The sequence below is a fragment of the Pseudomonas sp. 3A(2025) genome, from assembly GCF_054589175.1.
The window spans coordinates 93742-113725 of sequence record NZ_BAAILM010000022.1 but is presented as its reverse complement, the minus strand read 5'-3'; the positions used below and the strand labels follow the sequence as shown (position 1 = coordinate 113725).

Genomic DNA, 19984 nt, shown 5'->3' with positions numbered 1-19984 from the left:
TCAATCGCCAGCAGAGACGGATCGCCGCCCGCTCCCTCCTACAATCGTATGATTCAGGCCATCGCTAATGTCCGAAGAGAAGCCCTGTCATGAGCAATGCTCTGGTTCCCGAATTTTCCGTATCCGACTGGCGTGCTTCCAGGCGGTTTTATTGCGACATCCTCGGTTTTACCTGTGTGTACGAGCGTCCCGAAGAGGGCTTCTGTTATCTGAAGATCGGCGAGGCGGAGTTGATGATCGATCAGATCGGCGCCGGACGTACGTTTGATGACGGGTACTGCCCGGACAGCTACCCGTTTGGCAAGGGGCTCAATGTGCAGATTCGCGTCACGGCCGTGGCGCCGCTGCTTGAAGCGCTGGCGCGTGAGGGCATTGCGCTGTTCTTGCCGGTTGAAGAGCGTTGGTACCGTGTCGGTGCAGAGGAAAGCGGTAACCGGCAGTTTGTCGTCGCAGACCCGGATGGTTATCTGCTGCGCTTTTACCAGAACCTGGGTGTTCGTCCGGCCGGGCCGTTGGCAATAAGCTGAGCAAGTGGTTCAAAGGTATGAAATCTGCATGTGGGCAAGCCGTGCGTCAGAATAATAACGAGGTCTCATGACGAGTATTTCAGCCGAACCGGAGCGACTGTCACACAAGACCCTGTCGGTCTGGCTGGTGTTCTTTATCTGTCTGGTGTGTATCTCGCTGATTCTGGCCACTGCCTGGCAGATCAGGCAATCGGCCAACGAGCGTCTGGCCAGTGCTGAAACGGCGGTGTTCAACATCGCCCGTGCTGTTGAACAGCATGCCATCGACACCGTGCGCCAGGCCGATAACACCCTCAAGAATCTTGCCGAGCGCATTGAGGTCGATGGTGTCGGGCCGCAGCAGCGTCTGCGCCTGTCCCGGCTCATGGCGCGCAATGTGGCGGATGTCGAAGGCCTGCAAGGGTTGTTTATCTACGACGCTGACGGCAACTGGGTCGCCAACTCGTTCAGCACCGAGCCGAGCAACAAAAACAACAGCGATCGCGATTACTTTATCTATCACCGCGATAACCCTTCGGCGCTGGTCAATGTCGGCTCGATTGTAGTGAGCCGCACCACCGGCGAGCCGATCATTCCGATCAGTCGCCGGCTTGAAACAGCGGATGGGCGTTTTGCCGGAGTGGTTCTGGCCACGGTGCCGGTGGCTTATTTCCAGACTTTTTTCGAACGCCTGAACGTCGACACTCAAGGGGTGATCTTCATTGCCCGCTACAACGGTGAGTTGTTGGCGCGCCGGCCCACCATCGACGGGCTGATGACCACCAACATTTCCAAAGGCGAGATCTTCAGCAAGTACTTGCCTGCGCGACCCAATGGCATCGTGTTTGTCACCTCGGTGATCGATCATATTGAAAGGCTCTATGCCTACCGCAGCGTACATGGGCTGCCGCTGGTGATCGCTGCCGGGCTGTCGTCGACGTCGGTCTATGCGCCATGGTGGGGATATGTGGTGCGCTCGTTCATGATCACCGGGTTGATGATCGCTGCGCTGTTGATCCTGGGGTATCTGATCTGGCGGCAGATTCAGCAGTTGCTGACCGCGCAGGGCAAACTCAGCGCAGCGCACCATGAACTGGAGCAGATCGCCCACACCGACGGCTTGACCGGCATCGCCAACCGGCGCCGCTTCGACACAGCGCTGGCCCAGGCTTGGGCGCGCAGCCAGCTCAGGAGTATGTCACTGGGGATCATTCTGCTGGATATCGACTGGTTCAAGCAGTACAACGACCGTTATGGCCACTTGCAGGGCGACGAATGCCTGAAGCGCGTGGCTGCTCTGATTCGCGACCAACTCACGCTGCCCGGTGTTCAGCATCAGAGCTATCTGGCCGCCCGTTATGGCGGGGAAGAGTTCGTGGTTCTGCTGCCCGACACCGATCTCGACGTTGCCACAGGCGTGGCCGAGCGCATCCGCGCGGCGATTGCCGCCGACCGCCTGGAGCATGCCGCTAGCCCGTTTGGCACCGTGACCATCAGTGCCGGAGTGGTCAGCACCCGTTCGACGGCTGCTGAAACACCTGCTGACCTGCTGGCCAGGGCTGACAGTTTTTTGTATGAGGCCAAGCGGCAAGGGCGCAATCGGGTGTGTCAGCGGTTGAGCGTCGACCTGCTGCATAAGCAGTCGTAAGATCACGAAACTTGATATGGACATCTCCTTATGACCCGCAGAACGCGCATGCTGTTGCTTCTTCTGGTGCTGGTTTCGGCCTTTGCCTTCGTCGTGATTTTCGACTGGTCAGTCCCCGGCAAGTTGTATCGTGGCTACCAACAGTCCCAGGCTTTTATCCCCACGCCTGAGCAGCGTGAGCAACTGATCAGTTCGCTGCGCGCCGAATTCGGCGAGAACGTCGATGTCAATTACAGCGTCGGCTTCGATCAGAGCGGCGAAGTCAACAAGACCGTACAAGTGGTGTGGTTCTGCGGTACTGACGTGGACGGCCCGCGCTTTCTGAGAACCGCCGTGCGCAAGCTTAACGACATCGGTTTTGGCTGGCCCGACCATGTGGAAATGTTATTCAGGTGCGGTTTTGCCCAGCCAGAATAATGTGCGCCGTTGACTGACAGGAGTCTGCATGAAAGCTGGTGTGATATCCGATACCCATGGCCTGCTGCGACCTGAAGCGCTGACGGCGTTACAAGGGTGCGAGCAGATTATCCATGCCGGCGATATCGGCAAGTCCGACATTCTTGAGCAACTGGCGCATATTGCGCCAGTGCATGTTGTGCGCGGCAATAACGACCTGAAAGCCATCTGGGCAAATGAATTGCCGGATCGGCTGGAGTTCGAATTGGGTGGCTGCAAAATCCTGCTGGTACATGACATCGCTGATGTCCCGTCTGACCTCGATCCGGCGATCAGGCTGGTGATCACCGGGCACTCGCACAAGCCGCTGATCGAGTGGCGTGGCGAGCGGCTCTATCTCAACCCCGGCAGTGCAGGGCCAAGGCGCTTCAAGTTGCCGGTGACGGTGGCAATCGTCGAGGTACAGGCTTCAGGGCTTGAAGCGCATCTGGTGGCATTACTGGAATGATTGTCAACCTCCCGCCAGCGTCCTGCCGACCTTGTCGAGCAGTTCGTTGATCTGGAACGGCTTGATCAGCATGTCCATGCTGTCGCCGAGAAACATCTGTCGGTTCATGGCCCCTGCTGCGTAGCCGGTCATGAACAGGATCGGCAGGTCGGGCCGTTGATGGCGTGCACGTTCGGCCAGCTCGCGGCCGCTCATGCGTGGCAGGCCGACGTCGGTGAGCAGCAGGTTGATCGAGGGGTCGTTCTGCAGGTGCCGCAAGGCGGCGTCGACATCCTCGCAGGCAGTGCAGCGATAACCGGCGTCGATCAGTACTTCGGCGACGAACATGCGCACCGAGGCAATGTCATCGACGATCAGCACATGCTCGCCGGCACCTTGCGGCGGCGGGTTTTGCGCGGGGCGCTCGGCGATTTCGGGCTCCAGGCTGGCGGGCAGCATGATGGTCACCTCGGTACCCCGGCCTGCGACGCTGCGAATGCTCGCATTGCCGGCTGACTGGCGGGCGAAGCCGTAGATGCTCGACAGCCCGAGCCCGGTGCCCTGGCCCAGCGGTTTGGTGGTGAAGAACGGGTCGAACACCTTGTCGATCAGCGTGTGGTCGATGCCGGTGCCGTCGTCGCGCACACTCAGCGCCACGTAGGCGCCGTCGGCCAGGTTCGGGTCGCCGCTGGAGTGGGCCATGTAGGTCGCGATCCAGATATGTCCGCCCAACGGCAAGGCGTCGCGGGCATTGATCACCAGATTGAGCACGGCGCTTTCGAGCTGGCTTGGGTCGACCAGCGCGATGGCTGCATGGGTGGTCAGCTCGAATTGCAGGGCGATGCGTTCGCCGATCGTACGTTGCAGCAGTTCTTCCAGCGAGCGCACGCGTTCGTTGACGTTGACCGGCCGGGTATCGAGTGGTTGCTTGCGGGCGAAGGCCAGCAGCCGGTGGGTCAGTGAGGCGGCGCTCATCGCCGAGCTGAGGGCGGCCTCGGTGTAGAGCTGCAGCTTGTCTAGGCGTGAATCGCCAATGCGCTTCTGGATCAGTTCCAGGCTGGTGATAATGCCGGTCAGCAGGTTGTTGAAGTCGTGGGCAATACCGCCGGTGAGGTTGCCCAGGGCGTCCATCTTCTGTACTTGCAGCAACTGTGCCTCGGTGCGTGCCCGTTCGGCGACTTCGATGGCCAGTTGGGTGTTGGCGGTGTCCAGTTGCGCCAGGTGCGAGCGCTCGCGGTGGCGGTGCTCGGTGACGTCTTCGACAAACACCAGGCTCAAGCCCGGCGTACGGTAGGGCGAGAGCTGCCATTCGGTTTCGCGCAACTGGCCCTTTACGCACATCGTCAGCGAACCCTGCCAGCGCTCACCGTCGGCCAGCCTGCGGCGCAGCTCATCGATCAGCGCGGTCTGTTCGCCGGCAAAGCATTCGTCCAGGCCCTGGGGATTGCGATTGTCCTGAATCAGCTGGCTGAAGGCGCGGTTGCATTCGTGCACCTTCAGTTGTGCATCCAGCACGGCAATGGGCGCCGAAACGTTGACGAAGATTTCGCGAAACCGCGCCTCGCTCTCGCGCAGGGCGTTTTCGGTATCGCGCACCCGCAGCAAGGTGCGCAGGGTGGCTAACAGGACGTCCGGGTCGACCGGGTGAATCAGATAGGCGTCGGCGCCGGCGTTCAGGCCGGTAATGATGTCACCGGTCTGGATCGAGGCGGCCGACACGTGAATAACGGGCAGCAAAGCGGTAAACGGATCGGCGCGCAGGCGGCGCACGATGTCGAAACCGCTCATGTCCGGCAGGTTGACGTCGAGGATCAGTGCATCGGGTTGCTCGGCATCAAGCAGGCTCAGACCTTCACCGCCAGTGCCTGCTTCCTGCACTGTATAGCCATGTTTTTCAAGGCGTCGGCGCAGGGCATAGCGGGTGGCGGTGTTGTCATCGACGATCAGCAGGCGGATTTCACGCTTCATCAGCGGTGTCCTCGGCAATCGCCAGCGGAATGACGACAAAGAAGCTGGAGCCCACCCCCGGCATACTTTCGACGCCCACCCGGCCACCGAGCAGTGCCGCGAAGCGTTTGCACAGCGACAGGCCCAAGCCTGTGCCGCGCAAGCGTTTTTGCAGTGGCGAGTCGACCTGGGAAAAGTCTTCGAACAGTTTGTCGTGCAGTTCGGGGGCGATGCCAATGCCGGTGTCGCTGACTGCAAAACGGATCTGATCGTTGCCTTCAAGTTGCGCCGAGACACGCACTTCACCGTGGCTGGTGAATTTCAACGAATTGGCAATGAAGTTGCGCAGAATCTGCGCCAGCTTCTTGTCGTCGGTGAACAACTGCGGCAAGCCTTGCGGCTCTTCGAAGATCAGGTCGACGTTGCCGGTGTCGACGATAGGCCGGAACATGCCGCGCAGGGCGGCGAACAGGTCGAGCATGTCGAACCAGGCCGGTGAGATATTGATGCGCCCGGCTTCGATCTTGGCGAGGTCGAGCAGGTCATCGACCATGTCGCTCAGTTCGCGCGTTGCGCTACTGACAAACGCCACCTGCTTGTGTTGCTCGATGCTCAGCGGCCCGTCGAGTTCATCGGTCAACAGGCTGGTAATGCTCAGGATCGAACCCAGCGGGGTGCGAAACTCGTGGCTCATGTACGACAGAAACCGGCTTTTCAGGTCCGAGGCCTGGCGTAGCTGTTCGGCCTGGGTGTCGAGCTCCGAATACAGGGCCAGCACGCCTTGGTTGGTTTCATCCAGTTCGGCGCGCAAGGCGTCGTTTTCATCTTGCAGGCGTTTGATTTGCGCTGCCGGGTCGTTGCCGGTGTCAGCCATGTTCAGCCTCCAGTGTCAGCACGATGACCGTGACATCGTCACGACCGCGACAGAAGTCACGGTGCAGGACGGTGGCGATCACTGCGGGGTGGCGATGTACCAGGCCGGGGTAGTCTTGAAGGTTCCAGCGTGACTGCAAGCCGTCACTGTACATGATTAAAAGGTGTCCGTTGACCTGGGGATAATCGAACGATTGGGCCTTGCGATACTGGGTGCCGACGATGCCAGGGTGTGAAGCCAGGCCTCTGGAACGCGCGGCATTGACCAGGCTGGCGCTGATATTGCCGATACCGGTAAAGCTCAGCAGTCCGTTCGCTGCCTGGTATTGCGCAATGGCGACGGCGCCGCCCCGGGTGCCGCCCATGGCCTGGTTCAGCTCGTTCATCAGCTGTGTGGGCGCGCTGAACGGCGCATCGCCGAAGGCTTTCTCACCGGCGCGGGCGGCCAGTTCGGCCTCCGGGCCGTGGCCAAGGCCGTCGATGACCAGCGCACTGAAGCGGGTGCCTTTGACGCTCAGGTGCCAGACATCGCCGCACGCAGGATCGTTATGCAGGGAGTGCTGGCTGACCCCGAATGAAAGATCCGGGGCCTTGTCGCCACGTCGGTACAGGCGGGCGAGCAACACCGTGCCACGCTGGTCGCTATAGACATCGAAGACTTCGGCCAGACGCGAAATAGCGCCCAGGCCAATGCCTTGAGTACCGCCGGTGGAAAAACCATCGGCCAGGCAGGCATCGAGGTCAAAGCCCTGGCCGCGATCCACCGCCAGCAACTCGATGCCGAAACCGTCCGGGCGCGGCAACGCGCGCAGGTGCAGTTCGCCATGCGCGGCATGTTTGAGCAGGTTGCTGGTCAGTTCGGTGGCGACCAGCGCCACACGGCCGGCGTCGGTTTCGTCGAAGCCATGTTCTTCGGCGAGCTTTTGCGCAGAGCGGCGGGCATGCCCGACCTGGCTGCTGTCCTCGATCGACAGAACCCAGGTCAGGGTGCCGCTTATCGTCATGTCCATCGGGTAATCGTTATCCGGGTGCCTTGACCTGGCGCGGTGTCCAGTTCGAATTCATCCACCAGCCGCCGCGCGCCGGTCAGTCCCAGGCCCAGGCCACCGCCCGAAGTCCAGCCGTCGGTGAGTGCCAGCTTGAGGTCGGGAATGCCCGGGCCTTCGTCACGAAAGGTCAGGCGCAGGCCGACCCGGGTGCTGTCGTCGAGAATCTGCCAGTCCATGTCGCCACCGCCGCCATAAACCACGGTATTGCGCGCCAGTTCACTGACCGCCGTGACCATCTTGGTCAGGTCGACCAGGCGCATGCCGCACTCGGTGGCCAGCTTGCGTGCGGTCTGGCGAGCCAGTACCACGTCCTGCTCGATGGTGATCGGCTGGGTGCCGCTGCTGCGCTCGATCATCGCAGGCTCACTCGCTCGCGTAGCCGTTGCATGCCACGTTCGACGTTCAGCGCGGTGCTGACGCCGGGCAGGTCCATGCCCAGCTCGACCAGGGTGATCGCCACCGCCGGCTGCATGCCCACCAGCATGGTCTCGGCGTCCATGATCCGCGACAGGCCGGCAATGGTGCCGATCATGCGACCGATAAAGGAGTCGACCATGTCCAGCGCCGAGATGTCGATCAGCACGCCGCGTGCCGAGGTCTTGCTGATCAGCTCGGCCAGGTCGTCTTGCAGGGTCAGGGCAAGCTGGTCATGCATGTCGACCTGAATGGTCACCAGCAGAAACTCGCCCATGCGCAGAATCGGAATTCTGTCCATGATTTCAGACCGCTTTGGCAAGGTTGATGCCCAGGCGGGTCAGCGCCAGTTTCAAGGCATCCGACAGGTTGGCCTTGGTGACCACGCCTTGCAGGTCAAGCCCCAGGTGCACGATGGTCTGGGCAATTTGCGGCCGTACGCCGCTGATGATGCAGTCAGCGCCCATCAGGCGGATGGCGGTGACGGTCTTGAGCAGGTGCTGGGCCACCAGGGTATCGACGGTCGGCACGCCGGTGATGTCGATAATGGCGATTTCCGAGCCGGTGTCGACGATGCGTTGCAGCAAAGACTCCATGACCATCTGGGTGCGTTGCGAGTCCAGGGTGCCGATCATCGGCAGGGCCAGCACGCCGTCCCACAGCTTGACCACCGGGGTCGACAGTTCCAGCAGCTCTTCCTGCTGGCGCTTGATCACCGCCTCACGGGACTTCTGGAAGGTGGCGATGGTATGCAGGCCCAAGGCATCGAACAGTTCGGAGATTTCCAGCAGTTGCTCGGCCAGTTGTGCCGGGTCGTCGCGGTAGTGGCTTTGCAGCAGGCTGAACAACGGGCCCTTCAACGCAAAGATGAAATTGGCAGTCTGCTGCGAGTCCTGGCCGAGCAGGGCACGGCTGGCCGACAGCTTTTCCAGAAACTGGCGGGTTTCGGCCCAGCCGGCAGCGGCGATGACGGTACCGTTGCCGTTTTCGAGTCCTGTGATAACCAGCTGCAGGAACTCGGTGGTTTGCTGATGCAGGTCTTGCTCTTTGAGATTGCGGGTGGCGCCCTTGGCTTGCAGGCCCTTGAGCCACTCTTCGAGCAGGTGCGGCTGTTTATTCTTGATCGCTTCGATTGTGCCGATCTGCAGTACTGCCATGTGACTCGCTCCCCGAATAATAAACACCGATTCCCCCACGAGTTTCGGCGTACGACACTGACCTTGACGGCTTAAAATAGTTGAGACAACAGTGCAATCTGTATGAAAAATTTTCCGACAGGCTGACCGGTATCAATGCCGCGCAGAATAATTCAATCCTTGGCGGCAGAGAATAGACCTGTTGGCCCCTGCGTGTATTGAAATCATTGAGTTACGGGCTGTGGAACCGCCTTGACCGGTGCCGGTCGGTATGTTGTACCCACCTGCAACTCAATCACAGGTAACATTCCATGAATGAAGACGAGCGCTATGTGGCGAACAGCATCCGGTTATGGGTGTGGTCCGGCTTCTATACCGTTGAAGAAATGACCGAGATGGTCGATGACATTCTTGAGGACGACTGCAACGGCGCGATGCTCAAGCGCCTGATCGAGCCGCAATTGCAAAACAAGCGCGAGGCCCAGCAAGCGTGGCCGACGGTAACGTCGTGTGACCGGCTCGACAAGGTCTTCGAGCGGTTGCATCAGGCAGGCATCTGCGCGCTGGGCAATGCCGGCTACACCATGTCCGACGGTTTTTCCGAAGTGGCCGAGGCCACGCATGACATGCCCGAAGGGCTTTACCACGGCTTCTGCTTTTATCACGGCCAGGATGTGGAGCGCGCCATCGAAGAGGGCGGCCTGATGATTGCCTTTGGTGCCATGGCCGATGATCCCGCGCACAGCCTGCGCGTCGCACAGAAGATTTGTGACGCACTGAAAACCGCAGGTTTCGATGTGGCCTGGGACGGTACTGTCCAGCAGCGCATCGAAATTCCAGGCTTTCAGTGGTTGCGCCGCAGCTAGATGTTTATTTGACCTGATCACGCTGCCTGATAAGAAAGACCAGCCACAGGCACAAGCCAAAAGCGATCAGCGCCAGTGCCGTCAGTAAATGAATCACCGCATCGCTGCCCCATGTCGCGATCACATAGCCGCAGGCCAAAGGCGCTGCGGCCTGGGCGAGCAGGGCGGGCCGCGCCATGCGCCCGGACACCACGGCGTAGTCCGAGGGCTGCACGACCACCATCGGCAAGGTGCTTTTGACGATGGCCCGCAAGCCGTTGCCGACGCCGTAGCACAGCAGACCCAGGATCACCAGGTCCGGGGCAAAGTCGACCAGCAGCAGGCCCAGCGCGGTCATGCCGCTGGACAACAGTGCGGTGAACATCGGCGCCTGGCGCTTGATCAGCAAATCGCCTATGCGGCACAGCACTTGCGCCGGACCAATCAGTGCACCCAATGCAATCGCCGAGGCCAGGCTGTGACCGCGTGCCTGCAAGACGGTGATCAGGACGATGGACAGGCAGGTCATCAGGGCGGCGGCAATCGCGAACAGCAAAGTCATGCACCAGTAGATCGACGGTGCCAGCGCTTGCCCGCTACCGGTGGCAGCCTTGGTGCTGGCTGGCAACGGTACATGCTCGGCCAGCGCGTAACGATAAAGTGGATACAGGGTAAACAGCACGATGATTCCCAGCACCGCACAGGTCATGCGCCAGCCCATGGCATGGTCCATGATCGCCAGCAGCGGCCAGATCAATGTGGTGGTAAAGCCTGAAATCAGGGTGATGCCGACAATCACCGGTCGCGCCTTCATGCCATACATCGCGCCCAGCGAGGTGAACAGCGCGTCATACAGCCCGGTCGCCATGGCCGCGCCAAGCACCACCCAGGCCAGCAAAAAAACCGGCAGCGACGGCGCGATGGCCAGCAGTCCCAGGCCTGCGGCGAGAATCAGGCCATGAGCGCCTAGCACCTTGCGCCCACCGATACGCGCAATCAACCGCCCACATAACGGCGATAACAATGCAGCCACCAGTAAACCCAGCGAGGCCCCGCCCAACACCCATTGATGCGACCAGCCGGTGTCGGCCGCGATCGGGTCGGCCAGTACGCCGAGCAGATAAAACGAGCCGCCCCACGACAGAATCTGCAACAGGCCGAGCAGAATGATTTTGGTGCGGTTGGGGCGTTGCGGTTCAGTAACGGTGTTCAAACGGGGTCCTTGCGATCATGACAGGCGTCGGCGGGGCTGCAGCTTAGCGGCTCAAGCACGTGGTTTACAGGGCTGTCTGCGCCCTGCTGCAATCAGACAATGCAGTGGCGCTTATTGACGGCAAGATTAGGCCCTGTCGAAATGACCTGCTTATGCCGTAATGCCTGTATTCGAAACCGAGTGAATATGTTCATGCCAGAAGTCACCGAAGTCTCCATTGCCCAGTTGCGCGACGCGCTCGAGTCTGGCCGAACCACCGCCGTCGAGCTGGTCAAGGCCTATCAGGCACGCATCGATGCCTTTGATGCGCCAGGCACGAGTACGGCGCTTAACGCCGTTGTGGTGCGTAACCCTGAAGCCCTTGCCGAGGCCGAGGCTTCCGATGCCCGGCGCGCCAGCGGCAAGATCCTCGGACCGCTGGATGGCATTCCTTACACCGCCAAAGACAGTTATCTGGTCAAGGGCCTGACGGCCGCCTCCGGTAGCCCCGCGTTCAAGCACCTTGTGGCGCACAAAGATGCCTTTACCGTCGAGCGCCTGCGTGCCGGCGGGGCCATTTGCCTGGGCAAGACCAATATGCCGCCGATGGCCAACGGCGGCATGCAGCGCGGCGTGTATGGCCGGGCTGAAAGCCCCTATAACGCCGATTACCTGACTGCCCCTTTTGCGTCCGGTTCATCCAACGGTGCCGGCACTGCTACGGCCGCCAGCTTCGCAGCCTTTGGCCTGGCCGAAGAAACCTGGTCCAGCGGGCGCGGGCCGGCCTCCAACAATGGTTTGTGTGCCTATACACCCTCGCGCGGGGTGATTTCGGTGCGCGGTAACTGGCCGCTGACCCCGACCATGGACGTGGTCGTGCCGTATGCGCGGACCATGGCCGACCTGCTGGAAGTGCTCGATGTGGTGGTCGCCGACGACCCCGACAGCCGCGGCGACCTGTGGCGCCTGCAACCCTGGGTGCCGATTCCCCAAGCCTCCAGCGTGCGTCCGGCCTCGTATCCTGCACTGACTGCCGGCCCTGCGGCGCTGGCCGGCAAGCGTTTTGGCGTGCCGAAGATGTTTATCAACCAGGACCCGGACATGGGCACCAGCGAGGCGCCGGGTATTGGCGGCCCGACCGGCCAGCGCATCGACACCCGCCCGACGGTGATCGCCCTCTGGAAGCAGGCGCGTCTGGCTTTGCTGGCAGCCGGTGCCGAGGTTGTGGAAACCGACTTTCCGCTGGTCTCCAACTGTGAAGGCGACCGCCCCGGCGCGCCGACCGTGTTCAATCGTGGGCTGGTGTCCAAAGCCTTTATGCACGACGAATTGTGGGAACTGTCGGGCTGGGCCTTCGACGACTTTCTGCGTGCCAATGGCGACCCGGCGCTGAACCGTCTTGCAGATGTCGACGGCGCGCAGATTTTTCCTCACGACCCCGGCACCTTGCCCAATCGTGAAGACGAGCTGGCCGCAGGTATGGACGAATACGTGAACATGGCAAAGCGCGGGATCACGCCCTGGGACCAGATCGCGACGCTGCCCGACGGCCTGCGCGGCCTGGAGCAGACCCGGCGCATTGACCTTGAGGAGTGGATGGACCGGCTAGGGCTGGACGCGGTGATCTTCCCGACCGTGGCCGATGTGGCGCCGGCCGATGCCGACGTCAATCCGGCCTCTAACGACATTGCCTGGAGCAATGGCATCTGGGTCGCCAACGGCAACCTTGCCATTCGCCATCTGGGCGTGCCCACCGTCACCGTGCCGATGGGGGTAATGGCCGATATCGGCATGCCGGTCGGCCTGACCTTCGCCGGGCGTGCTTATGACGACAATGCGCTGCTGCACCTGGCGTCGGCCTATGAAGCTACCGGCAGCAAGCGGCTGGTGCCGCCACGTACGCCGCCGTTGGTCAATACCCCGCTGTAAGGCGGGTATCAGCGGTTGTCGTCCTCGAAGCCGCTGAATTCGATATCCGGTGCGCTGGTGTTGTGCCTGGACGGCACGCTGCGGCCCAGGCGCACCTGCATCGCTTCCAGTGTGCGGACGTCGGGCAAGGATCTCGCTTGCCAGGCGGCCGCAGGCGATTGCAGCCAGCGCACTTCGCTCACGTCGGCATTGTCGGCGGCGACGTACATCGAGCGCAGCATGGCGAAGGGCTGTGCATAGGCGCTGGGCCTGGACAGTGTCACGTCGAGCACGGTCTGCCTGCGGCTGATTTCGCCGACCCGGACCTCGGCACGGTTGCCATTGCCGAAGCGCAGATGGAAGGTGAGCGGCTTGAGCGCAATGCGGATCGATCTGATGTTCACCACCGGCCGCGGTGTCTGCTCGACCGGGCCGAGCAGGAACGACGAGCCGTACACGCCATCGCCAAAGCGTGCCTCGGGCAACGGTTTGATGCGCCAGTAACCATCGGCGGGGTAGAGCACAATCGCCTCCAGCGCCTTGCCGTTGCCTTTCTTGAACACTTGCAGCAGATGAAAGCCACGCTCGCGACGGGTGCCTATCTGCACCGGCACACGTTGCGGGCGCCAGAACGTCGGCAGCGTGAGGCCGACGATGCGCCACTCGGCGTTGTCGAGCAACACCACGCTGCGGGGCTGGAAGCGATGCGCCGGGTCAGTGGGGTGTGCGCCACCGTCGAAGTTGCAGCCTGAAAAGTCAGGTGCGACGACGGCGGTGTCGATTGTGTCGAGGTAGTCGGGTTGCAGCGCTTTGATACGCAGGTGCCGAAGGCCTTCTGCACGCAGCGATATGGACACATTGTCCTCCTCGGCGCAGACAGTGGACGTGCTACGGTTCTCGACCGTGGCGGCGACAGGGGCTGCCGACGCGGTGCTGGATAAAACCAGCACAACGGCGATGCCAGCGCATAACACCGAAGTGGCGCAGGGCATGGCCGGCATCAGCGCGCCTTAACTGCAGTTGGCAGGCGCACCGTGTCGATCACGGTGAAGCTGGCTTGATTGTCGGTGGTCGAGCTACCGCCGACAAAGACGGTAAAGGTCCCGGCCTCGACAACAGGCTGGAAATCTTCGTCCAGAAGAGCGAAGTCGTCTTGATCAAGAACAAAATCAACCGTCTGTGCCTGGTTCGGGGCGAGCCTGACTCGGGTAAACCCGCGAAGTGCGCGTACCGGCCGCGTCACACTGGCCACATCGTCACGCAGGTACAACTGGATGATCTCCTCGCCTTCACGTACGCCGGTATTGCGCACGGTCACCTGTACGTTCAGTGACTCAGTGGCCTTCAGCCGGGTCGTACTCAGCTCTGGCAGGCTGTAGCTGAAGGTGGTATAGCTCAAGCCATGACCGAACGGGTAGCGCGGTTGCCATGATTGATCGATGTAGCTGGAGGTATAGAAAGCTTTTTCGCTGGTTGGCCTGCCGGTGTTCTTATGCCCGTAATAGATCGGGATCTGACCCACAGCGCGCGGGAAAGAGACAGGCAGTTTGCCGCTGGGACTGACTTCGCCAAACAGCACATCAGCCAGTCCATTGCCCATTTCCGACCCAAGAAACCAGGCCTCAAGGATGGCGGGGACTTTCTCGGTGATCTCCGGTAATGCCAGTGGGCGGCCGTTCATCAGCACGAGCACCAGGGGTTTGCCGGTTGCGATCAACTGTTGCAGCCAGGCGTCCTGGGCGGCGGGTAACCCCAGCGAGGCGCGGCTACGTGCCTCGCCGCTCATATCGGCGCTTTCACCCAAAACCGCAATGATTGCATCGGCCCCGGCAGCGGCACGTTGTAGAGCACCTGTCTCCGGTAGCCCGGAATTCTCAGGCCCAGGCTCTGCGATATGCACCACCTGTGTCCCGGCAGCCACCGCGCGCTGTATGCCTTGCAGCACCGTGATCGACTCTTCGGCACGGCCCGCCCCAGCCCAGGGACCCAATGTCGATTGGGCGTCCGTTGCCAGCGAACCGACTACCAGCACCTGGCGCAGGTCCTTGGCCAGTGGCAGCAGCGTAGGGTCGTTTTTCAGCAAGACAATCGACTTTTGCGCGGCTTCGCGCGCCAAGGCTCGTGTTTCGGGCGTCAGTAGCCGGGCATGCTCACGAGCCATGTCGCTGTAACGGTACGGGTCGTCAAACAGGCCCAGTTTTTGTTTGGCGTGTAGAACACGCCGTACCGCGTCATCCAGCCAACGTTGCGGGATGTGCCCGCTACGGACCAGGGCTGGCAAGTGCGCGGCATAGAAGCCGCTGACCATGTCGATATCAACGCCTGCGTCGAACGCAAGCAAGGCTGCTCTTTCCGGGGTGGCCGCGATGCCGTGGCGCATCAATTCCTGTACGCCGGTGTAATCACTGACAATCACGCCGTCAAAGCCCCATTGCTCGCGCAACATGTTCTTGAGCAATGGCCGATGGGCATGCATCGGCACGCCGGCAATTTCATTGAAACCGGGCATCACCGCGTCGACCCCGGCGTCTACTGCAGCCCGAAAGGGCGGCAGGTAGACTTCGCGCAGGGTGCGTTCGGACAGGTCGGCAACGTTGTAGTCGCGGCCAGCCTCTGCCGCGCCATAGGCGACGTAGTGCTTGGCGGTAGCCAGCAACGAGGAAGGGTCGTGCCTGCCGGCACCGCGAAACCCGCGCACCCGCGCCACTGCCAGGGCAGAACCGAGAAAGGGGTCTTCACCGGCACCTTCCACGACCCGCCCCCAACGCGGATCGCGGGCAATGTCGACCATAGGGGCAAAGGTCCAGTGCACGCCGCTGGCACTGGCCTCTATGGCCGAGGCACGGGCTGTACGCTGCGACAGGTCAGGGTCCCACGCTGAGGCCTCTGCCAGCGGTACGGGAAAGACTGTACGAAAGCCATGAATCACATCGAATGCAAACAGCAACGGAATGTGCAAGCGCGAATGCTCCATCACCTGCTGTTGCAGGCGGCGTGTGTGTTCGGCGCCGTAGACCCCAAGCACCGAGCCTGCCAGCTCTACAGGCAAGGTCGTGCGGCTTTCCGGTACTGGGCCGGTGGGCGTCGTCTGCACGCCCGGTTGTGTGAGCTGGCCGGCTTTTTCTTCAAGGGTCATCTGCGTGAGCAAGCATTCTATCTGCTCGCTGTGGCTGGGCTGTACTTCTGCCCGGGCCAGGCTGCAGGCAATGACGATAAATGCCAGCAGCCTGCCGACGATGGTCGAGCGAACGGGATGCATGGTGATAGCGTCCTCAGGTCGGGGCTGATGCCCTATTGCTGTGCGGCAACCGGGCCGGACGAGGACTCGAACGGGTGATACTGATACAGCCAGATTTCCGACAGCGTCTTGTCTTCCAGGCGCAGGAACAGACGAAGCTCCACTGGTTCCTGGCCCGTCACACGCAAATCGAATCGCGCCCGCCAGTGTCCCGCCACGCCGTCAGGCACAGCCTCGGTAAGCACATCAGACAGGCTGCCTCTCGACGTAGACAGAACCGCTTGCGGCTTTACCCCCGAAGGCAGCTTTTCCAAAGGTGCGCCCTGAAAGTCCACGGTGAAATTGCGCACACCTTCGGGCCGCGTCTGGCCGGCCTGGCCGCCCCGGCCCAGGCGCGTGGCGACACAACGAGCCAGGGGCGTGGGGTAGGGCTCATCAGCCAGCCAATGCAGGCGGTAGCGCAAGCGGTAACTGTTACCCGCTTCGGCTGGCGCCTTGGGGACCCACATGGCGACGATATTGTCGTGAATTTCGTCATCGGTCGGAATTTCGACCAACTGCACACTGCCTTCGCCCCAATCGCCGAGCGGCTCGACCCACAGCGAAGGACGACGCTCGTAGCGGACGCCGTCGAGATAGTTGTTGAAGTCACGATCGCGCTGCAACAGACCGAAGCCTTTGGGGGTCTTGTCGCTGAACGCCGAAGCCATGGTTCGGGGCGGATTGTTCAACGGGCGCCAGATCCGTTCGCCACTTCCCGTCCACAGGGCCAGGCCATCAGAGTCATGTACTTCCGGGCGCCAGTCTGCGGCGGTGCGTTTGGCCGCCTCACTGAACCAGTACATCGAGGTCAGCGGCGCGATACCCAGGCGACCTGTCTCCCAGCGCAAAAACAAGGCGCAATCGATGTCCATGACCACGCCCTTGCCTCTATGGATCACGAAACGATAGGCACCGCAGATACTCGGCCCGTCGAGCAAGGCGTACAGCGTGACGTCCGGGTCCTTATCGCTGGCCGGCGTCTGGAACCAGACATGGGTGAAGTCAGGAAACTCTTCGGGTTTATCGGCCTGCGCGACATCCAGCGCGATGCCGCGCGCAGACAGGCCGTATTGATAGAGTTCGCCGATTGCACGGAAGTACGAAGCCCCCAGAAAGGCCAGCCAGTCATTCTGTTGCCACTTGAGTGCCCGTTGGTTGCCAAGGCGGCTCTCCTGGAAGCGAAAGCCGGCAAAGCCCGCCTGTACGGGTAACTGATGTGCAGGACTGTCTGGCGGGATTTCGAAGTAGCCGGGGTCATAGACAAGGGTTTGAGCAACGCCCTTGTCGATCACGTGCAGGGTGACAGGCACCTGAAAGAACTTGCCCAAATGAAAGAAGGTTACCGGAAATTGCCCCGGCCCCTGAGCAAACAGGGCCTTCTCTGGGTCAAACCTGATCCGGGCCAGAGCGTCGTAGTCAAGTCTGGAGAGCACAGGGGCCATGGCCGTGGACGCAGGTACATAAGGCTTTGCTGAAGTGGCCTCGGCCAGCTTGATCAATCCCTCGAATGAAAACGCTTCGGGCGGCCCCAGCAAGGGATGTTCATCGGCTATTGCCCGGTGTCTTGAACTGAGAATCGGCCCTGATGCACCCAGGCATATGAATGCCAAGAAGTTGCGACGCCGTAACATAGGGTCCCTCCGTTACGGTTTGAGAGAGCGAGTACGCCTGCCATTGCTGAAAGTATGGTTGTGAACCCGGCAAATGCAGGGCGGGGCGACCACTGACTTATCGGGTGCTAATGGCCAGCCGCCAGCTCTGGAGCCAGACGGCAATTTTGTTCACCATAGGCATCCTTCGAAGTCCCCCACGGAAAACCGCGTGCCTGACGACCTGCCTTCTGCATTGCCCCCGGAGCTTGCCATCGAGCTTGTCGATACGCAGCGCTTGCCCTGGCTCAAACGGCTGTTGTCGCGGGTATTGGGCGGTGGCCTGAACAGGCTTGGCGCACAGCACAAGGCGTCCTGGGCACAGGGCCACACCGATGGTTATCTGGCCGGTCATGACGAGGGGGTGCGTGAAGGCTACGGCGAAGGGCATCTGGATGGCGTCGAGCGCGGCCGGCAGATGCTGCTGATCCGTGACACCCGTCCCGAGGAGCATCGCGGACCGCAGATCGAGGATCATCTGTTCGACGACTGGCGCTTGCCGCTCACGCCCGAGCTGAAAAAACGCTTCAAGGCCGATGTCGCACAAAAGCTGCCGGTGCAGGCCCAGCCCAGCACCGCACAATGGAAAATGATCCTCAGCGACACGCCGTCCACCTACGTGATCGCCGGCGCCGGTGCGGGCAAGTCGACCTCGCTGGTGCTGCGGATTTTGTTGCTGACCCGGTATCTGGGGTTCGAGCTGGACAGCATGACCGTGGTGACGTTTACCCGCGAGTCGCGCAAGGACTTTATTGCACGGCTGATCGAGATCATGGCGCTGTGGGGGTATGCCTTGAGCCCGCAGCAGGGCCGCGAGCTGGTGCGTACCTTTCATTCACGCATCCTGCCGCTGGTGCGCAGCCTGCCGGGTTTCGAGCAACTGCAGGCGTTCGAGAACCTGACCCATCAAGCGGCAGGCAGCCAGCCGCAGGGCGAGGCGGATATCGACAGCAATCCGTTCGACCTGCGCATCAACGACGCCCAGCGTCAGGCCCTCAACCTCTGCTACCGCGACCTGTACCAGCGCGATGAACGCTTTCGTCAGGTCATCACGCCGCTGTACCGTCAGGCCCGGCAGCTCAGGATGCTGGACCGCGAGCATCCCGATGTGCAAAAACGCCTGGCTGTCACCGAACTGTCGGCCAAACGCGACGAAGACTGGTGCAACAGCGTCGAGCATTTGTGGAAGCAGGCCCGGGCCTGGCCGATCAAGGGCATCAAGCCTACGCGGCAGACGATGCAGATCAACGGCCATGCCTTTCACGTACACGGTTACGCTGCCGAACTGGACGCCTGGGTGGTGCTGGGTGTGGACGAGCGCGAAGACCGCGAACTGAAACGCCCTGACGCCAAATTACCGCTGTGGGCCGAAGGGGTGATCAAGCGCACGCTGTTTCAGGCGTTCTGCGGTAAACCGGTGATCTGGCTGGACAGCTACCAGAGTGGCGGGCAACTGCTGTCGAATCTCGCCGGCAAAGCGGTGACAGGTCCCGGATTCGACTACAAGGTCAAGGGTGAACTGGTCAGCGCGCCGTTGCTCGATTGCTTCGTCGCCGCCGCAGGCTTTATCGAAAACCTGGGCCTGGACGTGCCGGCGGCCGTGGCGCAGATGAGCTTTGCCAGCGACGATACGGACCGGTTCTTTTTCGAGGGGCTGAGCCTGTTCTGGAAAGCCTTCGAGTCACATTTGCTCGACCTGAGCCCGCCGGTGATGACTTACAACCGGATGTTCGCCCTGTTTGGCGAAAACGTGCCGGAGAACCTGACGCAACTGAGCGATGAGGTCCTGCGCCCGTTGTCGCACCTGATGATCGATGAATTTCAGGACGTGTCTCCACAGATCGTTTCGTGGTTGCGCGCCAGCCTGCGCGAGATTCGCCGTCGCGGCCCGGCCATGCATGCCGGGCGTAAGGCCAAGGACTCATCCTTGCTGTGTGTCGGCGATGACTGGCAGTCGATCTACGGCTGGCGCGGCAGTTCACCGCACTATTTCATGGCCTTTAGCGAGACGTTCTCTGCACCCGCTACCACGCGGGTGATGCTCAGCGAAAACTACCGCAGCCATCAACACATCATCGATGCTGCCGAGCATATCGTCCGCGCCGCGCCGGCGATTACCGGCAAGAAAGCCAAAGCCAGTGGTGCACAGCAGGAACTGTGGCCCGTCACGGTGCTTGATCGCGACGACACGGCACTGTTCGAGCGCGTTCAAGCCCATTACCAGCAAGGCGACAGCATCTTGCTGCTGTACCGCAAGGGCAGCGAGCGGCAGCGCTTCGACGAGCGTTTGCAGGGATTGCTTGCCAGCGACCGATCGCGGCAGATCAAGACCCTGAGCTATCACAGCGCCAAGGGGCTGCAGGCCGATGCAGTGTTTCTGCTCGGCGATTGCCAGCACCTGACCCAGTCACCGGCCAAGAATCAGTTGTATCGCCTGGCGGGACTGGGTGAGAAGGGCGAGCCGCAAGCCTTCGACAAGGCGCAGCAGGATGAAGTGTTGCGCCTGGCCTACGTGGCCATCACGCGGGCCGTACGCCAGTGTTACTGGTTTATCGACGCGCAGGATCCCAGCATCGCGCCCAAGGCCTCGGATCGGGTGGCCGGCGACAAACCGTTCTTCGACGATCAGCGCCGCCAGTCGCTGCGCAGCTGAT

The 19984-nt window shown here is 61.5% G+C and carries 18 protein-coding genes; 8 read left to right on the top strand and 10 right to left on the bottom strand.

Features of this window, described 5'->3' with window-relative positions:
• Positions 1-89 precede the first annotated feature (89 nt).
• The 4 genes from ACYP2A_RS08710 (at position 90) to ACYP2A_RS08695 (ending at position 3058) form a co-directional block, all read left to right on the top strand.
• Positions 90-527 (top strand): bleomycin resistance protein, encoded by a 438-nt coding sequence (locus tag ACYP2A_RS08710; RefSeq protein ID WP_459744435.1) that lies wholly within the window; start codon positions 90-92, stop codon positions 525-527.
• A gap of 67 nt (positions 528-594) precedes the next feature.
• Positions 595-2154 carry a sensor domain-containing diguanylate cyclase gene (locus ACYP2A_RS08705; RefSeq protein WP_459744433.1) on the top strand — a complete coding sequence of 520 codons (1560 nt, stop codon included), beginning with the start codon at positions 595-597 and terminating at the stop codon, positions 2152-2154.
• Between the two features lie 30 nt (positions 2155-2184).
• The gene (locus tag ACYP2A_RS08700) at positions 2185-2571 is read left to right on the top strand and encodes a hypothetical protein (RefSeq protein ID WP_459744431.1); all 387 of its coding nucleotides are present in this window, start codon (positions 2185-2187) and stop codon (positions 2569-2571) included.
• Between the two features lie 28 nt (positions 2572-2599).
• Complete coding sequence (locus ACYP2A_RS08695) at positions 2600-3058, top strand: metallophosphoesterase family protein (protein ID WP_459744430.1); 459 nt, start codon at positions 2600-2602, stop codon at positions 3056-3058.
• Positions 3059-3061: 3 nt separating this feature from the next.
• Here ACYP2A_RS08695 and ACYP2A_RS08690 read toward each other — a convergent pair whose 3' ends face one another.
• From ACYP2A_RS08690 to ACYP2A_RS08665, 6 genes are read right to left on the bottom strand one after another with little or no spacing between them, the layout of a single operon-like run.
• On the bottom strand, positions 3062-5005 hold the full coding sequence (locus ACYP2A_RS08690) for a response regulator (RefSeq protein ID WP_459744429.1): 1944 nt from the start codon (positions 5003-5005) through the stop codon (positions 3062-3064).
• Positions 4995-5858, bottom strand: a complete 864-nt coding sequence (locus ACYP2A_RS08685) for a sensor histidine kinase (protein ID WP_459744428.1) — start codon at positions 5856-5858, stop codon at positions 4995-4997. Before ACYP2A_RS08685 ends, ACYP2A_RS08690 begins: the two co-directional genes overlap by 11 nt.
• Positions 5851-6861, bottom strand: a complete 1011-nt coding sequence (locus tag ACYP2A_RS08680) for an ATP-binding protein (RefSeq protein ID WP_459744619.1) — start codon at positions 6859-6861, stop codon at positions 5851-5853. The genes ACYP2A_RS08685 and ACYP2A_RS08680 overlap by 8 nt, the downstream gene beginning before the upstream one ends.
• On the bottom strand, positions 6858-7262 hold the full coding sequence (locus ACYP2A_RS08675; protein WP_459744427.1) for an anti-sigma regulatory factor: 405 nt from the start codon (positions 7260-7262) through the stop codon (positions 6858-6860). The genes ACYP2A_RS08680 and ACYP2A_RS08675 overlap by 4 nt, the downstream gene beginning before the upstream one ends.
• The gene (locus tag ACYP2A_RS08670; RefSeq protein WP_459744425.1) at positions 7259-7621 is read right to left on the bottom strand and encodes an STAS domain-containing protein; all 363 of its coding nucleotides are present in this window, start codon (positions 7619-7621) and stop codon (positions 7259-7261) included. The genes ACYP2A_RS08675 and ACYP2A_RS08670 overlap by 4 nt, the downstream gene beginning before the upstream one ends.
• Before the next feature lie 4 nt (positions 7622-7625).
• Entirely contained in the window at positions 7626-8477 is an 852-nt protein-coding gene (locus ACYP2A_RS08665) for an STAS domain-containing protein (protein ID WP_459744423.1), read from the bottom strand.
• Between the two features lie 290 nt (positions 8478-8767).
• Here ACYP2A_RS08665 and ACYP2A_RS08660 point away from each other — a divergent pair, with 290 nt between their 5' ends.
• Positions 8768-9322, top strand: a complete 555-nt coding sequence (locus ACYP2A_RS08660) for a DUF6891 domain-containing protein (protein WP_459744421.1) — start codon at positions 8768-8770, stop codon at positions 9320-9322.
• Between the two features lie 4 nt (positions 9323-9326).
• On the opposite strand, the gene ACYP2A_RS08655 is transcribed toward ACYP2A_RS08660, so the two are convergent.
• The gene (locus ACYP2A_RS08655; RefSeq protein WP_459744419.1) at positions 9327-10514 is read right to left on the bottom strand and encodes an MFS transporter; all 1188 of its coding nucleotides are present in this window, start codon (positions 10512-10514) and stop codon (positions 9327-9329) included.
• 192 nt (positions 10515-10706) lie between these two features.
• Here ACYP2A_RS08655 and ACYP2A_RS08650 point away from each other — a divergent pair, with 192 nt between their 5' ends.
• Positions 10707-12422 (top strand): amidase, encoded by a 1716-nt coding sequence (locus tag ACYP2A_RS08650; protein ID WP_459744418.1) that lies wholly within the window; start codon positions 10707-10709, stop codon positions 12420-12422.
• Between the two features lie 8 nt (positions 12423-12430).
• On the opposite strand, the gene ACYP2A_RS08645 is transcribed toward ACYP2A_RS08650, so the two are convergent.
• Positions 12431-13258 carry a hypothetical protein gene (locus ACYP2A_RS08645; protein ID WP_459744416.1) on the bottom strand — a complete coding sequence of 276 codons (828 nt, stop codon included), beginning with the start codon at positions 13256-13258 and terminating at the stop codon, positions 12431-12433.
• On the opposite strand from ACYP2A_RS08645, the gene ACYP2A_RS08640 reads away from it, so the two are divergent.
• A complete protein-coding gene (locus ACYP2A_RS08640; protein ID WP_459744415.1) occupies positions 13251-13415 on the top strand; it encodes a hypothetical protein in 165 nt (54 codons plus the stop codon). The two genes, ACYP2A_RS08645 and ACYP2A_RS08640, sit on opposite strands and share 8 nt — an antisense overlap.
• Here ACYP2A_RS08640 and ACYP2A_RS08635 read toward each other — a convergent pair.
• Positions 13402-15660, bottom strand: coding sequence for a glycoside hydrolase family 3 N-terminal domain-containing protein (locus ACYP2A_RS08635; RefSeq protein WP_459744413.1), 2259 nt, complete (start codon positions 15658-15660; stop codon positions 13402-13404). The two genes, ACYP2A_RS08640 and ACYP2A_RS08635, sit on opposite strands and share 14 nt — an antisense overlap.
• Positions 15661-15692: 32 nt before the next feature.
• Positions 15693-17213 (bottom strand): OpgD/OpgG family glucan biosynthesis protein, encoded by a 1521-nt coding sequence (locus tag ACYP2A_RS08630; RefSeq protein WP_459744618.1) that lies wholly within the window; start codon positions 17211-17213, stop codon positions 15693-15695.
• Positions 17214-17502: 289 nt separating this feature from the next.
• Here ACYP2A_RS08630 and ACYP2A_RS08625 point away from each other — a divergent pair, with 289 nt between their 5' ends.
• Positions 17503-19983 (top strand): UvrD-helicase domain-containing protein, encoded by a 2481-nt coding sequence (locus tag ACYP2A_RS08625; RefSeq protein ID WP_459744412.1) that lies wholly within the window; start codon positions 17503-17505, stop codon positions 19981-19983.
• Position 19984: the final 1 nt, after the last annotated feature.

What these genes read in the sequence shown, in the direction of transcription:
- ACYP2A_RS08675 (WP_459744427.1), bottom strand. Translation starts at nt 7,262, where the DNA reads ATGATCGAGCGCAGCAGCGGCACCCAGCCGATCACCATCGAGCAGGAC.
- ACYP2A_RS08710 (WP_459744435.1), top strand. Translation starts at nt 90, where the DNA reads ATGAGCAATGCTCTGGTTCCCGAATTTTCCGTATCCGACTGGCGTGCT.
- ACYP2A_RS08635 (WP_459744413.1), bottom strand. Translation starts at nt 15,660, where the DNA reads ATGCATCCCGTTCGCTCGACCATCGTCGGCAGGCTGCTGGCATTTATC.
- ACYP2A_RS08700 (WP_459744431.1), top strand. Translation starts at nt 2,185, where the DNA reads ATGACCCGCAGAACGCGCATGCTGTTGCTTCTTCTGGTGCTGGTTTCG.
- ACYP2A_RS08665 (WP_459744423.1), bottom strand. Translation starts at nt 8,477, where the DNA reads ATGGCAGTACTGCAGATCGGCACAATCGAAGCGATCAAGAATAAACAG.
- ACYP2A_RS08695 (WP_459744430.1), top strand. Translation starts at nt 2,600, where the DNA reads ATGAAAGCTGGTGTGATATCCGATACCCATGGCCTGCTGCGACCTGAA.
- ACYP2A_RS08640 (WP_459744415.1), top strand. Translation starts at nt 13,251, where the DNA reads ATGGACACATTGTCCTCCTCGGCGCAGACAGTGGACGTGCTACGGTTC.
- ACYP2A_RS08650 (WP_459744418.1), top strand. Translation starts at nt 10,707, where the DNA reads ATGCCAGAAGTCACCGAAGTCTCCATTGCCCAGTTGCGCGACGCGCTC.
- ACYP2A_RS08705 (WP_459744433.1), top strand. Translation starts at nt 595, where the DNA reads ATGACGAGTATTTCAGCCGAACCGGAGCGACTGTCACACAAGACCCTG.
- ACYP2A_RS08660 (WP_459744421.1), top strand. Translation starts at nt 8,768, where the DNA reads ATGAATGAAGACGAGCGCTATGTGGCGAACAGCATCCGGTTATGGGTG.
- ACYP2A_RS08685 (WP_459744428.1), bottom strand. Translation starts at nt 5,858, where the DNA reads ATGGCTGACACCGGCAACGACCCGGCAGCGCAAATCAAACGCCTGCAA.
- ACYP2A_RS08670 (WP_459744425.1), bottom strand. Translation starts at nt 7,621, where the DNA reads ATGGACAGAATTCCGATTCTGCGCATGGGCGAGTTTCTGCTGGTGACC.
- ACYP2A_RS08690 (WP_459744429.1), bottom strand. Translation starts at nt 5,005, where the DNA reads ATGAAGCGTGAAATCCGCCTGCTGATCGTCGATGACAACACCGCCACC.
- ACYP2A_RS08680 (WP_459744619.1), bottom strand. Translation starts at nt 6,861, where the DNA reads ATGACGATAAGCGGCACCCTGACCTGGGTTCTGTCGATCGAGGACAGC.